13 protein-coding genes are annotated in these 13,945 nt (G+C 42.3%); 8 read left to right on the forward strand and 5 right to left on the reverse strand.

Annotated elements, in window-relative coordinates:
* Positions 1-741: 741 nt before the first annotated feature.
* Positions 742-1,110: a dihydroneopterin aldolase gene (gene folB / locus ACFE93_RS06260; RefSeq protein ID WP_375472504.1), complete on the reverse strand. Its 369-nt coding sequence runs from the start codon at positions 1,108-1,110 to the stop codon at positions 742-744.
* A 167-nt stretch (positions 1,111-1,277) separates the two neighbouring features.
* On the opposite strand from folB, the gene menD reads away from it, so the two are divergent.
* Positions 1,278-3,032, forward strand: coding sequence for a 2-succinyl-5-enolpyruvyl-6-hydroxy-3-cyclohexene-1-carboxylic-acid synthase (gene menD, locus ACFE93_RS06265; RefSeq protein ID WP_375472505.1), 1,755 nt, complete (start codon positions 1,278-1,280; stop codon positions 3,030-3,032).
* A gap of 139 nt (positions 3,033-3,171) precedes the next feature.
* Here the strand turns inward: menD and ACFE93_RS06270 are convergent, their stop codons facing one another.
* Together ACFE93_RS06270 and ACFE93_RS06275 are read right to left on the reverse strand one after the other, a co-directional pair.
* A complete protein-coding gene (locus tag ACFE93_RS06270) occupies positions 3,172-3,903 on the reverse strand; it encodes a DUF3427 domain-containing protein (RefSeq protein ID WP_375472506.1) in 732 nt (243 codons plus the stop codon).
* A 246-nt stretch (positions 3,904-4,149) separates the two neighbouring features.
* The gene (locus ACFE93_RS06275; protein ID WP_375472507.1) at positions 4,150-5,010 is read right to left on the reverse strand and encodes an Rpn family recombination-promoting nuclease/putative transposase; all 861 of its coding nucleotides are present in this window, start codon (positions 5,008-5,010) and stop codon (positions 4,150-4,152) included.
* A 141-nt stretch (positions 5,011-5,151) separates the two neighbouring features.
* On the opposite strand from ACFE93_RS06275, the gene menB reads away from it, so the two are divergent.
* Positions 5,152-5,985, forward strand: a complete 834-nt coding sequence (menB, locus tag ACFE93_RS06280; RefSeq protein WP_375472508.1) for a 1,4-dihydroxy-2-naphthoyl-CoA synthase — start codon at positions 5,152-5,154, stop codon at positions 5,983-5,985.
* 126 nt (positions 5,986-6,111) lie between these two features.
* Here menB and ACFE93_RS06285 read toward each other — a convergent pair whose 3' ends face one another.
* Together ACFE93_RS06285 and ACFE93_RS06290 are read right to left on the reverse strand one after the other, a co-directional pair.
* Positions 6,112-6,426, reverse strand: coding sequence for a hypothetical protein (locus ACFE93_RS06285; RefSeq protein ID WP_375472509.1), 315 nt, complete (start codon positions 6,424-6,426; stop codon positions 6,112-6,114).
* 530 nt (positions 6,427-6,956) lie between these two features.
* Positions 6,957-7,511 carry a DciA family protein gene (locus ACFE93_RS06290; protein ID WP_375472510.1) on the reverse strand — a complete coding sequence of 185 codons (555 nt, stop codon included), beginning with the start codon at positions 7,509-7,511 and terminating at the stop codon, positions 6,957-6,959.
* A gap of 275 nt (positions 7,512-7,786) precedes the next feature.
* Here ACFE93_RS06290 and ACFE93_RS06295 point away from each other — a divergent pair, with 275 nt between their 5' ends.
* The 6 genes from ACFE93_RS06295 to ACFE93_RS06320 form a co-directional block, all read left to right on the forward strand.
* Positions 7,787-9,151, forward strand: a complete 1,365-nt coding sequence (locus ACFE93_RS06295) for a hypothetical protein (RefSeq protein ID WP_375472511.1) — start codon at positions 7,787-7,789, stop codon at positions 9,149-9,151.
* A gap of 141 nt (positions 9,152-9,292) precedes the next feature.
* On the forward strand, positions 9,293-10,045 hold the full coding sequence (locus ACFE93_RS06300) for a PspA/IM30 family protein (protein ID WP_375472512.1): 753 nt from the start codon (positions 9,293-9,295) through the stop codon (positions 10,043-10,045).
* Positions 10,046-10,208: 163 nt separating this feature from the next.
* Complete coding sequence (locus ACFE93_RS06305; RefSeq protein ID WP_104907449.1) at positions 10,209-10,985, forward strand: PspA/IM30 family protein; 777 nt, start codon at positions 10,209-10,211, stop codon at positions 10,983-10,985.
* 175 nt (positions 10,986-11,160) lie between these two features.
* The gene (locus ACFE93_RS06310) at positions 11,161-11,496 is read left to right on the forward strand and encodes a thioredoxin family protein (RefSeq protein WP_375472513.1); all 336 of its coding nucleotides are present in this window, start codon (positions 11,161-11,163) and stop codon (positions 11,494-11,496) included.
* A 45-nt stretch (positions 11,497-11,541) separates the two neighbouring features.
* Positions 11,542-12,795 carry an LL-diaminopimelate aminotransferase gene (locus ACFE93_RS06315; protein WP_375472514.1) on the forward strand — a complete coding sequence of 418 codons (1,254 nt, stop codon included), beginning with the start codon at positions 11,542-11,544 and terminating at the stop codon, positions 12,793-12,795.
* A gap of 416 nt (positions 12,796-13,211) precedes the next feature.
* Positions 13,212-13,945, forward strand: a 734-nt coding sequence (locus ACFE93_RS06320) for an NF038130 family PEP-CTERM protein (RefSeq protein ID WP_375472515.1), incomplete at its 3' end; no start/stop codon positions are given.

Below are 13,945 nucleotides of genomic sequence, written 5' to 3' on the forward strand. Positions count from 1 at the left end.
GCTACTAACATCAAATTCAAATTTGAAAATGTATACAATAATTTTCTATTGGGAAAGTATAAACACTAAGTATAATATCTATATAAAAATTAATCAAGAATAAAATTTCATAAAATCCCAGTATATTACTTTAATATAAGTTAAAAAATCTAGAGTGTGTTGTATGTAATATAATAATATATACTGACTAAATTATTAATAATAATTAATCTTTATAAAAAGTTTAATGCTGCTTTACCTATAAGTAGCTTTTATATCCGATTAGGTCTAGATTCCGGTCTAAAAATATCTGAAATCTTGAATAATGAGTAAACTCGTATTACTTATAAATATTCAGATAAAAATTGTAAATTGCTTTTTAAAAATACCACTTACTGGTCTTGTAATAGCCTGGTAAGCCTAAATGTGTGCAATATAAAAAGTAGTTATATTTACTCAAATCTCAATAATTGATACATTTTTAATGCACTATTTTAACCTTGCCACTACACTACGCATATTTTACAAATCCAATACTAGCCCTATAGCTTCTGGTTAATACTTAATCACAATTCCTATCCTCTGAAAATATGCAAGTTAAATGCTCATCAGCAAATCGCGGTATTTTTTAGCTTTTTGATAATCAGCAGGTGCTGGAGGCAATGGCAGCAAAGATTCTCATTGTGAGACACTCCCAAGTTCCACGTAAACCCCCTGTTCTTTGCTAGCTGATAGATATTGAAAAAAAACACATTTTGTGAATTAAATATTGGACTTGATTTTAGTAAGTTCAATGCTAATTTTGCCACCAAAGTCTGGAATAGGTGCGGCAGGTTTGCTGAGAGTGACTTGGACTTTTGTTACACGATCGCACTCTTGGAGGATAGAATCTGCGATCGTTGTTACCAATTTCTCCACCAAAACAAATTTAGACGTTTTGATCAGATGTTGTATCAAGCTAATGACGCTGCGATAATCTAAAGTATCTTTGATCGCGTCAGTCTTGGCCGCTGTGGAGATATCTAACCATAATCTCACATCCACCTCAAACCATTGCCCTAGCACCTGTTCTTCTGGTAGATACCCAGTATAGCCATAGCCGCGAATTCCCGTTAAATGAATGCAGTCCATAAAAGTTTGAGAGCAAATTGTGCATTTTGTAGAAAGTGGAGCAAGTTTGCTTGGATATTTTCTTTCCCAGAAACTCGCGTGGCGGTGATGGAACCCAATACCGCATTGATGGATTTTAAATTGAATTTCCCTAGACAAAATCTAAAATTTAAGATTGTTTTATAGCTATGTTTAATTTAATGCCGATCGCTTATAAAAATGTTAATCAACTTTGGGCTTATATTTTAACAGAGACGCTAAAGCGGTTGGGATTGACTTGTGCTATTATTTGTCCGGGATCGCGCTCTACACCCTTAGTGATCGCTTTTGCTCAACAAGCACCTGAAATTAAAGCGATTTCCATTCTCGATGAACGTTCCGCCGCCTTTTTTGCTTTGGGGCAAGCTAAAGCAACCGATCGCCCTGTAGTATTAGTTTGCACCTCTGGTACAGCAGGAGCAAATTTTTATTCAGCAGTCATTGAAGCCTCATATAGTCGCGTCCCACTGTTGATATTAACCACCGATAGACCTCCAGAATTGCGAGATTGTCACTCTGGGCAAACTATAGATCAATTGAGATTATATGGAAACTACCCAAATTGGCAAACAGAGTTAGCCTTACCCTGTGCCGATCTGGGAATGCTAGCTTATCTGCGACAAACGGTAATTCATAGCTGGGAAAGAGCGCAAACTCCTACAAAGGGGCCAGTACATTTGAATATTCCCTTTCGCGATCCCTTAGCGCCTGTTCCTGATGGAACGGACTTGAGTTATTTGCAATCACAGTTTCAACCAGAAGACTTTTTCGCAGGAATAGCAAACCCATGCCCCATGCCCCATGCCCCATTCCCCATTCCCAAAGAATGGAAAGAATGCGATCACGGCATTATTATCGCAGGTGTTGCCCAACCCCAGCAACCACAGGAATATTGTAGAGCGATCGCGCAACTTTCCCAAACTCTCAAATGGCCCGTCCTAGCTGAGGGACTCTCCCCAGTCAGAAATTATGCCGAACTCAACCCCTATTTAATTTCTACCTATGACCTGATTTTGCGAAATCAGCAATTAGCAAAGCAGTTAACGCCCAAAATGGTGATTCAGGTGGGTGAAATGCCTACGAGTAAAGAACTGCGTAGCTGGATAGATGCAACCCAGCCGCGACGCTGGATAATTGACAAGAGTGACCAAAACCTCGACCCTTTGCACGGGAGGACAACGCATTTACGGATATCTGTAGAAGATATAAAAGCAGAGGAGATAAATTTATCTTTCTCCTCAGACTATTTGCAGCAATGGTGTGATGCGGAAGCTAAAGTCAGGTTAGTTGTTGACCAGACGATGGGGAAAATAGATGAAATAATTGAGAGTAAAGCAGCTTGGTTAATTTCTCAGATTTTACCGCCAAGAACGTCACTGTTTATTGCCAATAGTATGCCTGTGCGGGATGTAGAATATTTTTGGAAACCAAATAATTTAGGAGTGCGATCGCACTTTAACCGGGGTGCAAATGGCATAGATGGCACATTATCCACCGCTTTAGGAATTGCCCATCGCCAGCAAAGTAGTGTGATGTTAACGGGAGATTTGGCTCTGTTACATGACACCAATGGTTTTTTAATCCGCAATAAGTTTGTCGGACATCTCACAATTGTGTTAATCAATAACAATGGCGGTGGTATTTTTGAAATGTTACCTATTGCTAAATTTGAGCCACCATTTGAAGAGTTTTTTGGTACTCCGCAAGATATAGATTTTGCTCAGTTGTGCGCTACTTATAATGTGCAGCATGAATTAATTACTTCTTGGCAGCAATTGCACCAAAGATTAAACCCGCTCCCAACTATAGGAATTCGGGTTTTAGAGTTACGAACAAATCGTAAAGCTGATGCCAAGTGGCGACAGGATAATTTACGGAACTTTGCCGCAGATATTGTGATTTAACTATTCTGTTAAGTGTTGCTGAATAATGAGATGAAATACAGCAATTGTGTAAAGCACTTGTGGTATTAAATAGATTTATCTACTAATATCAATAGTTATAAAAAGAAGCATCTATGGTCTAGCAGTTTCAGTACGTTCCTCATGTAAGTAGCGCTTTCACTTCCTCAATAGTGAGTTGTGGAGAATGCCGATGAATCATTGCATGACAATTTGGACAGACAGGACGCAAATCTCTTACAGGATCAACTTCATATTCTTCACTTCTCTTAGAAAGTGGATGAAGGTGGTGAATATGAATAAAACCTTTCCCTAATTCGCCAAACACTTTATAGAAATTGAAGCCACAGACGTAGCAACTTGTACCGTAGTATTCAATACACTTTTTACGCGCTATGGGGTTTCGTTCATAAGCGTTGACTAATACTTGATATACTGCTCCTTCATTCAGTACTGTGTCTGAGTAGATTTCATCTGGAAATATTCCTGTCTCAAACGTCCAAACAATTTTGACAGGAATAGTATTTTCAACTTTTTCCGCATTTCCAATTCCAGCAAAGACGAAGGGTTGCAAATTTTCTTCGCGCCAAAAGATATAAGTATTGTTATTTCTACTCAAAATGGACTGGATTGATGGGTGGTGTAACTGTGAATTTGTCTTTCCATACCATTCCAATCGATCCGCAAACCATTGATTAGCGTAGTTATGCCCTGTTCGTCCTGATGTTCCTACATTGCAGAAGATGAACCAGTCATTGCCATGAGATGCATAGCCTGTATCCCAGTTTCCTCCGTGGGTATCTTCAGAAATGCCAATAATCCGATACACATCACGTCTAGTGTAGCTATGCCCAACTTTAAATGAAAATACCATATAGTTCGTCTAGAGTTATGTTTTTACTTTTTTCAGCAAAAATAACTGAATTTTGGCTAAAAGTTCCTCAGCAATTTCACTAAATAGTCGTTTTAACAGTCGGAGGACGAGCGATCGCACTTTTTCTTCCACCGCTTCTGATATACTGGCGTGTCTGCAAATGCTTCTTCACTAAGAGAAACTTTATTTGTAGCCATAATTATTTTACGGAGTGCGATCGCTCTCCTCTGCATCTGTGGGTGAAATTTACCCGCTTACTTCACCTTGTAACCATCCTTCCAAATCAGCAAGAGTAGAGAAATCCAACAAAGCATCACCTAAAGCTTCCAACTGTTCCACCGATAACCCTTGAATTTGGGACAGAAGCGCATCAGGAATGTTACCCACGCGTCGATTTAATAGTCGTAAAACGATGGTTCTTTCCCCTTCAACCTTTCCTTCGACCTTTCCTTCAACCTTTCCTTCCTCCTTCGCTTCCAAAATAGCCCGTGGTTCTTCCAAATTCAGTCCCAACATCGCTTGAATCTCCTCTCGACTTAGGGTAGAAAACTTGTAGACGATAATCGTCGTCACTAAATCAATTATCGCTTGCTCCGATTGTTGCCGTGCTTGCTCTAGTAAAAACTGTGCCGCTTCCACTGCTTCTGTTTCAGAGGTAATATTCGTCAGCAACATCAACCCCAATCCCAAAGGTTGTTGTCGCAAATCCCCTAATTCATCCAGATAAACCCGCTTGACTTGACCACTTTCCAACAAAGCGCGGTGAATCATTGAGTTAGAGGGTTCCAGGCTGCGAGAGCCAAAAATTATTACTCCAAACCAGTCATCGTAACGAATAGAGTGGCGGTAGAGAAACAAAAACAATTCGCTAAAGAAGTGGTGATATAAGTCTTCGTCCTTCTGAAACTGGACTTCTGCAAAAAAGACGGTTTTGGAAACAGCATTAGCGGGAGGTAAAAACACTCCATCAATCCGAAACGCGGTTTCTTTCACTTCAACTGATTCAAACTGGTAGTTTTCCGCTTCTGGGGATGGTTCATCTACTAATTCAAACGGCAAACCGGGAAATTGCTTAAATAATTTGTAGAAGATGGTGTCACGTCGCATTTTTATTCCTCAACACCCAGACAATTACCAGATCGTAAAGGTTTGAGACACCAATTTTAGCGTAGGCGTAGCCCATCGCAGGTATCGCTTGTCCCTAAGTCCGCGATAAAATTCTCAAGCACAACAGCGCACTCCATACCAATGCAAATTAACTGGCAAACTGCCAAAACCTACGAAGATATCCTGTATCAAAAAACTGATGGTATTGCGAAAATCACCATCAACCGTCCCCATAAACGCAATGCTTTCCGTCCTGAAACCGTCTTTGAACTATACGACGCTTTCTGTAATGCTCGTGAAGATATTACTATTGGTGTTGTTCTATTTACTGGTTATGGCCCACATACTGATGGCAAATATGCCTTCTGTTCTGGTGGCGATCAAAGCGTGCGCGGACATGCGGGTTATGTGGATGATGCTGGCATCCCTCGGTTGAATGTACTGGACTTACAACGGCTGATTCGTTCGATGCCGAAAGTGGTGATTGCTTTAGTGGCTGGATATGCGATCGGTGGTGGACACGTCCTACACTTAATTTGTGACCTTACCATCGCTGCTGATAACGCCATTTTTGGACAAACTGGCCCGAAAGTCGGCAGTTTTGACGGTGGTTTTGGAGCCAGCTATCTCGCCCGCATCGTGGGACAAAAAAAGGCTAGAGAAATTTGGTTTCTCTGCCGCCAATATGATGCACAACAAGCTCTAGAAATGGGCTTAATTAATTGCGTCGTCCCAGTGGAACAACTAGAAGCGGAAGGTATTCAATGGGCGCACGAGATTTTAGAAAAAAGTCCGATCGCAATTCGATGTCTCAAAGCCGCCTTTAACGCTGATTGTGACGGACAAGCTGGTTTACAAGAACTCGCTGGCAATGCCACCCTACTTTATTACATGACAGAAGAAGGATCTGAGGGCAAACAAGCCTTTCTCGAAAAGCGTCCACCAGATTTTCGCTCTTTTCCTTGGTTGCCTTAGAATTGCAAAAATCGCACCTCATTAAAGGGTGCGATTTTTGTATATATCAACTTTACAGCACTAAAAATCTTAAAAACAAATCTTATTTTAAGTAGACTAAAAACTCAGTCCAGTAATAACGGATGACTAAATAACCACTGCTTTAGTCTTTACCTGTTCAGATATAGAAGCAGTTATTTCCTCTATCGGGGCAAGAGCAGCATTGTCTAAATCTGAGGCTAGAGATTGACAAGATGTTAAAACTGCGGCTGCATCTGGCAAACTCCAAGCATCTTCTAAGGTTTCCCAAGAAGGTGCAAAAGGTGGGAGCGCCAAAGAGCAAGCCTTCCAAGTCGCTTGAACTGGTGCGCCCAACTGCTGGCACGTTCCACCACGGCGACCTTCTGGCTGGTAATGACGGCAATATTTACAGGCAGATGCTAAAAATTTAATAGGTTTCATTTGGATTCATCTTTAGTGCCGTTTCTGGCTGAATTTCATCTTTATATTCTGCTTCTATATATAAAGACGGAGAAAAGCCAAAAAGTCATTATTTTCTATAGGTTTCAGCGATCCCAAGGAAAAAATAAACTTCAGGATATTTTTATAATCTTGTTATATATTTAAATAATCCTTAAAGCGGTTACATATAGATATCGTCTAAAACTTATTAGGGATCAAGAATAAGACTAAAGCTTTTGATTTATCCAGCCTTTTAACTTCCTCCTTAAGGATAGGTTTAAGCATAGATTTTCAGACAAATAGTCTGCTTGACATACCACATTGGGCATATTTTAGTGTCAAACTATATTTTTTCTCAATAATTAGAAATATTTGATCTAATCGTAGAAAGTTACTTCAGCATAAACTATAGCAATCCGAATTGAAACGCGAGAAAATACGGAAACAAAAAGTACGTATATATAAGCATTACAGCTATTTTCTATCTCACGAATGATTTAGGATTGCTATATGCTCAACGAAATAATCGCTCAACTATTTTGCTTTGTAAACTGTTTAGCAGCACAGACAGAACAGACTTGCCAGCGCTGGAGTTCACCATGTGGGGTGGGAGATTGACACTGGGGACAAATGGGTAAGCCATGCGATCGCGATCGCACGATCTTCGTCCAATGTCCAAAAGCCGCATTCACATCCTTGGTGGGTGTAGCATGAGGGCGGCTAATCTCATCACCAAGGTAACTGGGATGCTCATGGGGCGAAACCGTTTGTTGCTGTTTTCTCTCCACCGACGGCTTCTGCCAGCCAGCAGTAGAAAAGCGAATATCAACCAAAGGCGTTGGCAGCTTTTTATTTAACTTTAAAAGTAGAGATGTGCGACCAAAAGTCAGGTTTTGCGCCCAAGCAGCACTAGAACTTGCTACCGACAAAACATCGCGCTGAATCGACAATGGTCGAGTATTTGCAGCAACCACTGGGCCAACAACTTCTGCCCAACACTTGAGCAGGCGTTGAAATGGTTGCTCCTGCCATTTAGCCTGCTTTTCCAGAATCCTTAAAACATCATTAATTGATTTCAACGACATTATTCAAAGTGGGGAGTGGGAAAGTGGAGATTGGGAAGTGGGGGAGTGGAAAGCAGGGGAGCAGGGGAGCAGAGGAGACAAGGGGACAACAAAGACAAAGGGGAATTATTGAATAAATCTCTCCCTTGTCTTTCCTCTTTTCCTCGTCTACCTTGTCTCTTCTCCATGCCCAATGCCCAATGCCCACTCTATCTATTTAAATAATTTCCGCTACTATTGTCACAAAATATATCTAAAAATTGATTCCAGTAATCTACGTTTGAGGCACAAAGGCAATGACTCAAAACCCCCTGAACGACTCCAGTACTCATCAATCGTCTAAAACACCTGGGTTGAAACCAGTACTAGCAGCAGCACTAGCAAGTTTAGAGGTGCCGTTAGATCAAGAGTTAGCTAGATACCGACGCACGCGAACTGGTTTGGTGTCATCGAAGCAATCCCGTGTTGCAAGTTACATGAGCGGACAACCCCAACCGTTAACTGCCATTCCGACAACATTGGGCGCAACTCAGTCATCAGCAACGGAAATTAAAACCAACATACCGCCTGCATCTGTACCTGTAAATCCTGAGATGAACTCAGCGCCAGCTACGGCAAAAATTGATGTACCACCCGCATCTATAGCTGTGAATCCTGAGATGAACCCAGCACCAGCTACGGCAAAAATTGAGGAACTGAATAATCTTAATGTGTCCTCCACATCCAATGCAGCTAAAACACAAACTCAACTTCCACCACCCCCACCCAACTTTAGTAGCAGCATCGTGCCAGCAATCGTTAAAAATACTAAAAGCGAAAATCACTTGCAGCCAGATGATAGCCCCAAGCACCCAGATGACTATTTAGAATCTAGTGAAGCACTGCTGCGAAGTCTGACAGAAGAACAACCAGAAACCAAAAAACCAAGCAATTCTAGCGACAGTCTGCTATCACCTTTGGGTATTGGCTCTATGTTGCTGCTATTAGTGGCGAGTCTTGCCTTGGGTTATATAGTCTTCAATCCCAAAAGCTTGCCCCAATGGAATTTAGGCAAGTTGTTTAACGGCAACTCATCTCCTACACCAGAAAATACTGTGGAAGTTGGGAGTAATGTCCAACCTCAAATCCAGCCACCAAGCACATCTATACCCAAATATCCCAATCTAGCTACTGAAGAGTTTCCTGAGGTGAGAGATCCCAATGATGTAGTTGGCTTAAAACCCAAAGTCCAACCAACCCCCGCAGTAGTGCCTAATCCAGTTGTTCCTCAAAACCCCGCAAATCCTCAAGCGCCATTGCCTAACCCCAATACAGCCCTAAAACCGACCAATCCGATCGCCTTAGCACCAGTACCGACGCTACAATCCTTGCCTCCCCTAAATTCACCTCCCACTTCACCGACAAAAACCTCGCCCAAAGCAATTGCAACCTCACCAAAGCCAGATGCAGAAATCAAACCAGGAACAGATGGGTTTTATCATGTGGTGATAGATAATAAAGGAGCGGCTTTTGCTTCAGCACGGCAAGTAATTCCTGATGCTTATTTATCGCCAAACAAAGAATTGATTTATCTGGGTGCTTTGAAAACTAAAGAGCAAGTAAAACAACAGATGAAACTGTTACAAGCGAAGGGAATTAAGGCACGAGTTCAGCAGCCATAAATTGCAAAAATCTACGATACCATGAGATAACAGTCCTGAGTCAATGAGTGCTGTTAGCACTCAGCACTCAGGACTCAGCACTCAGCACTCAGTACTCAGCACTCAGCACTCAGCACTGGATTTCGTGAATGGAGAGCCAACATGGAATTAATTAAGCGTATCCTGCGGGTGATTCGCGCTAATCTCAATAGTTTGGTCGGTGGTGCAGAAGATCCAGAAAAGATTTTGGAGCAAGCTGTCCTGGAAATGCAGGAAAATCTGGTGCACTTGCGGCAGGGTGTAGCACAAGCGATCGCTACTCAGAAACGCACTGAAAGACAGGCAGCGGCTGCCCAGTCTCAAACAGAAGAATGGTATCGTCGCGCCCAATTGGCGCTGCAACAAGGCAATGAACCTCTAGCACGTGAAGCTTTGACTAAGCGCCAAGCCTATAAAGAAACCACTACAGCCCTCTTTTCGCAGATAGAGCAGCAAAACGAGATAGTTGCTAGGCTAAAAAAGGATATGCGATCGCTAGAGTTAAAAATTTCCGAGGCGAAAACTAAAAAAGATATGTATATTGCCCGCGCCCGTTCTGCTGAAGCGTCTTATCGCCTCCAAGAAATGCTCGGCGGAGTTTCTGCTACTAGCAGTCTGAGTGCCTTTGAGCGCATGGAAGAAAAAGTTTCACAGATAGAAGCTCAATCAGAAGCCATAGCTCAACTTAGTAGCGACGACTTGGAAACACAATTTACTTCTTTGGAATCTAATGATGTAGATACCGAATTGGCAGCGATGAAGGTGCAGGTTTTCAAGCAGTCAGAAAACACAAAGCACAATAGTCTCTTAACTGAGGAGAGCCAAAAGACAGAGCAGCCTCCCCAACAGCAGTTACCCAAAACTCAGGATTCTTGAAGTTCTACTAAATTATCCCAGTTTGGCGATATCTTAACAATTAAGAGTTGTTAGGAGATACTGATTCAAACTGGAAAGATTACATTGAAATAGGTAGCTATAAAAAAGTAAAAAAGCTGACTGTCCAAGAAAAAGCGTAAATCACACAAGGAAAAACAAAGTTATGGGATTATTTGATCGCATTAAGCGAGTAGTTAGTTCTAACCTCAACGACCTAGTTAACAAAGCCGAAGACCCCGAAAAAATGCTAGAGCAAGCCATCCTGGAAATGCAGGAAGACTTGGTACAGCTGCGTCAGGGAGTAGCCCAAACGATCGCTGCCCAAAAACGCAGTGAGAAACAGTATAATGATGCCCAAAATGAAATCAATAAGTGGCAACGCAATGCCCAACTGGCGCTACAAAAAGGTGATGAAAACTTAGCACGACAAGCTCTAGAGCGCAAGAAAACTTATACTGACACCAGTACAGCCCTCAAAGCTAGTTTAGATACACAAAGCACCCAAGTTGATACCCTCAAGCGTAACTTAATCCAGCTGGAAAGCAAAATTTCTGAGGCTAAAACCAAGAAAGAAATGCTCAGAGCTAGAATCACTACTGCCAAAGCCCAAGAGCAACTCCAAGGCATGGTGCGTGGGATGAATACTAGCAGTGCAATGTCTGCCTTTGAGCGGATGGAAGAAAAAGTCTTGATGCAAGAATCACGGGCCCAGGCACTAGGAGAGTTAGCAGGTGCAGATTTAGAAACTCAATTTGCCCAGTTGGAAGGTGGTAGCGATGTTGATGATGAATTGGCAGCTTTGAAAGCGCAAATGCTACCACCCGCTACTCCACAAAGTCAACCCCAACTGCCACCGCAACAACAAACTACTGCTCCTAAATCTAATGAGGTGGTTGATGCCGAATTAGATTCCCTACGCAAGCAATTGGATCAACTGTAAAATTGGCAGAAAACAAATTTTGAGCCAGTCCCACGCCTGTTGGCTGTGGGATTTTACATCATGAGTCAATAGTTAACAATCCTAATAACTATGAATTATTGATTATGGACTATTGACGACTTTGGGATAAAGTATTGTGTGTGCCAACTTTGATCGCCACCTGATGGAGACTGCAATGAGTAAGGCTGTAATCACCATAACCGATACTGAGTTTGAAACCGAAGTGTTAAAAGCCGAGCAGCCTGTATTAGTTTATTTTTGGGCTTCCTGGTGTGGGCCTTGTCAATTGATGTCGCCCGCGATTAACTCAGCTGCTAGCGAATATAGCGATCGCCTCAAAGTCGTTAAGATGGAAATCGACCCCAACCCACTTACTGTTAAGCAGTACCAAGTGGAAGGTGTACCCGCCCTCAGACTATTTCAAGGCCAAGAAGTTTTGATATCTACTGAGGGAGTCATCGGCAAAGAGAAATTATTTGCTCTCCTAGATACCCACTTAAATAGTAATTAGTCGATAGTTCATAGCAAATGACCAATGACAAATGACTAATGACTAATGACTAACATACAGTTTGCAAAACGTTTACAACCCCTAAAATCTAATGTATTTGCTGATATGGACAGAGCCAAGGCAATCGCTTTGGCCGCTGGCCGAGAGGTAATTGATTTATCGTTGGGGTCTTCTGATTTACCAGCCGAGGTACACGTCATTGAGGCGATCGCCCAATCTCTTGGCGATCGCAGTACCCACGGCTATCTGTTGTTTAACGGTACCCAAGGATTCCGCGAAGCCGCGGCCAACTGGTACGAACAAAAATTTGGTATAAAAGTCGATCCTCAAACTGAGGTGCTACCTCTGATTGGTTCTCAGGAAGGCACAGCCCATTTACCCCTAGCAATACTCAATCCAGGAGATTTTGCCCTGTTGCTCGATCCAGGTTATCCTTCCCATGCTGGAGGAGTCTACCTAGCCAGTGGTCAAATCTACCCGATGCCACTACTGGCAGAAAATGGTTTTTTACCAGTGTTTGCTGATATTCCTCCCCCAGTTTTGGCTCAGTCGCGGATGATGGTATTAAGTTATCCTCATAATCCCACCGCTGCGATCGCACCTTTATCTTTCTTCCAAGAAGCTGTTGCCTTCTGTCAACAATACAATCTCGTACTGGTTCACGATTTCCCTTACGTAGATTTGGTATTTGGGGAGAGTGGGGAGTGGGGAAAAGGGAGCAGAGGGGCACAGGAGCAGAGGAGCAGGGGAGAATCACTAACGCTCAATGCCCCATCCCTAGTTCCCTCAATTCTGCAAGCCGACCCAGAGAAAAGCGTCTCGATTGAATTTTTTACCCTTTCTAAGTCTTACAATATGGGCGGCTTCCGCATTGGCTATGCCATCGGTAATGCCCAGTTAATTAAGGCCTTACGCCAGGTAAAAGCCGCCGTTGATTTTAATCAGTATCAAGGAATTTTGAATGGTGCGATCGCTGCCCTAACTGGCCCTCAAGCTGGCGTAAAATCTGCTGTCACTACCTTCCAGGCGCGGCGTGATGCTTTCATCAGTGCTTTACATCGCATTGCCTGGAATGTTCCTACTCCCCAAGCCACAATGTACATCTGGGCAAAATTACCCTCACCTTGGAGTGAAAACTCTATAGAATTTTGTACCCAACTAGTCAAACAAACTGGTGTAGCAGTTTCTCCCGGTGCTGGCTTTGGCAAATCTGGAGAAGGGTATGTCCGTTTTGCCTTGGTGCATGAACCACCTTTATTAGAAATTGCTGTAGAAAAAATGGCTGAGTTTCTTCATTAAATTTCTTCTCAAGCTGAACGCCAAGGATTTTTGGCGGCAAAGTTTACCAATAGAACACGCGGTAGGGGCGCACATTTGTGCATCCCTACCAATCACTGCATTGTACAGAAATTAAAAATATTTAAATGTAATTTTTATAACTATATATTTTGCCTAAAATATGTAATTAAACGTATAAAACTATCAAAACATTCTTCATCTTTTTATTGATAATCAGCAGTAACTTTACCCAATCAGTTCTCCCCGTTTCTTAAACTGGGTTTGTACGCTCAGATACCAAAGACGGCTAACAATGCAGGTCGTGCTTTTAAGCAGCTGTATTGCCAAAAAGCCTGTAGTCAAGACAGCCCAAGCCTAAAAACGACAGTAATTTAAAACTTAATTTCCAAACTGACAGAGACTTGAAAACAATGAAAATGACTTTTCAGAAACTTGTAATTGGTGCCTCAATGGCTATTGGTGTGAGCGCTCTTGCCACTGCTCCAGCACACGCTACATCCTTTGACTTCAATAATACAGGAGAAATTAACACTTACACTGGTGGCTCAAATGGTACTTTCATTAGAGGGAATGCACAAGGTGGTACTAAAGCTGCCATCAAAGCTTTGACAGATAAGGACCCCAGCTCTAACGTCGAGCTTTGGTATAGTAGCGAAACCCCAGCCCCAGGTTCTAACGCTGGCTTCACCGCCACACAAGGAACCTATAAAGCCACCGTTAGCAGTATCACTGCTGATGACTGGAATAATTTTGGTTCGCAATGGCTAGGCGATTTATTAAGTAGCTACACACCATTTCAACCAGTTTGGAACGGGTTTTCAGCCGAGAGCAAATCACTAGTAACGAGTTATTTTCCTTCCTTGGGAATGGGAGATCCTAACATTGGTGGTTTCCAATTCGGTCAAAATGGCGGTGTGGAACTGAAGTTAGTTGGTCACTTGGATGTAAAGACTAAACTTGCAACAACTATTTCTACTAAGGTTGAAGAAAAGTGGAATGTAATTAAATCACAGTTTCCTCAACAAACAACTCAACCAACCCTTTCACAACTTGAAAGTTCAATTCCACAACTACAAACACAACTGAGCGCAATTCCAGGACAAATTACAACACTGCAAACACAACTGAGCGCAATTCCAGGACAGATTAC

The sequence above is a fragment of the uncultured Nostoc sp. genome, assembly GCF_964247315.1.
Classification (GTDB): Bacteria; Cyanobacteriota; Cyanobacteriia; order Cyanobacteriales; family Nostocaceae; genus Nostoc.

Bases quoted from the DNA above. Each gene is read 5' to 3' on its own strand.
- folB (WP_375472504.1), bottom strand. From the start codon at position 1,110: ATGGACTGCATTCATTTAACGGGAATTCGCGGCTATGGCTATACTGGG.
- menD (WP_375472505.1), top strand. From the start codon at position 1,278: ATGTTTAATTTAATGCCGATCGCTTATAAAAATGTTAATCAACTTTGG.
- ACFE93_RS06270 (WP_375472506.1), bottom strand. From the start codon at position 3,903: ATGGTATTTTCATTTAAAGTTGGGCATAGCTACACTAGACGTGATGTG.
- ACFE93_RS06275 (WP_375472507.1), bottom strand. From the start codon at position 5,010: ATGCGACGTGACACCATCTTCTACAAATTATTTAAGCAATTTCCCGGT.
- menB (WP_375472508.1), top strand. From the start codon at position 5,152: ATGCAAATTAACTGGCAAACTGCCAAAACCTACGAAGATATCCTGTAT.
- ACFE93_RS06285 (WP_375472509.1), bottom strand. From the start codon at position 6,426: ATGAAACCTATTAAATTTTTAGCATCTGCCTGTAAATATTGCCGTCAT.
- ACFE93_RS06290 (WP_375472510.1), bottom strand. From the start codon at position 7,511: ATGTCGTTGAAATCAATTAATGATGTTTTAAGGATTCTGGAAAAGCAG.
- ACFE93_RS06295 (WP_375472511.1), top strand. From the start codon at position 7,787: ATGACTCAAAACCCCCTGAACGACTCCAGTACTCATCAATCGTCTAAA.
- ACFE93_RS06300 (WP_375472512.1), top strand. From the start codon at position 9,293: ATGGAATTAATTAAGCGTATCCTGCGGGTGATTCGCGCTAATCTCAAT.
- ACFE93_RS06305 (WP_104907449.1), top strand. From the start codon at position 10,209: ATGGGATTATTTGATCGCATTAAGCGAGTAGTTAGTTCTAACCTCAAC.
- ACFE93_RS06310 (WP_375472513.1), top strand. From the start codon at position 11,161: ATGAGTAAGGCTGTAATCACCATAACCGATACTGAGTTTGAAACCGAA.
- ACFE93_RS06315 (WP_375472514.1), top strand. From the start codon at position 11,542: ATGACTAACATACAGTTTGCAAAACGTTTACAACCCCTAAAATCTAAT.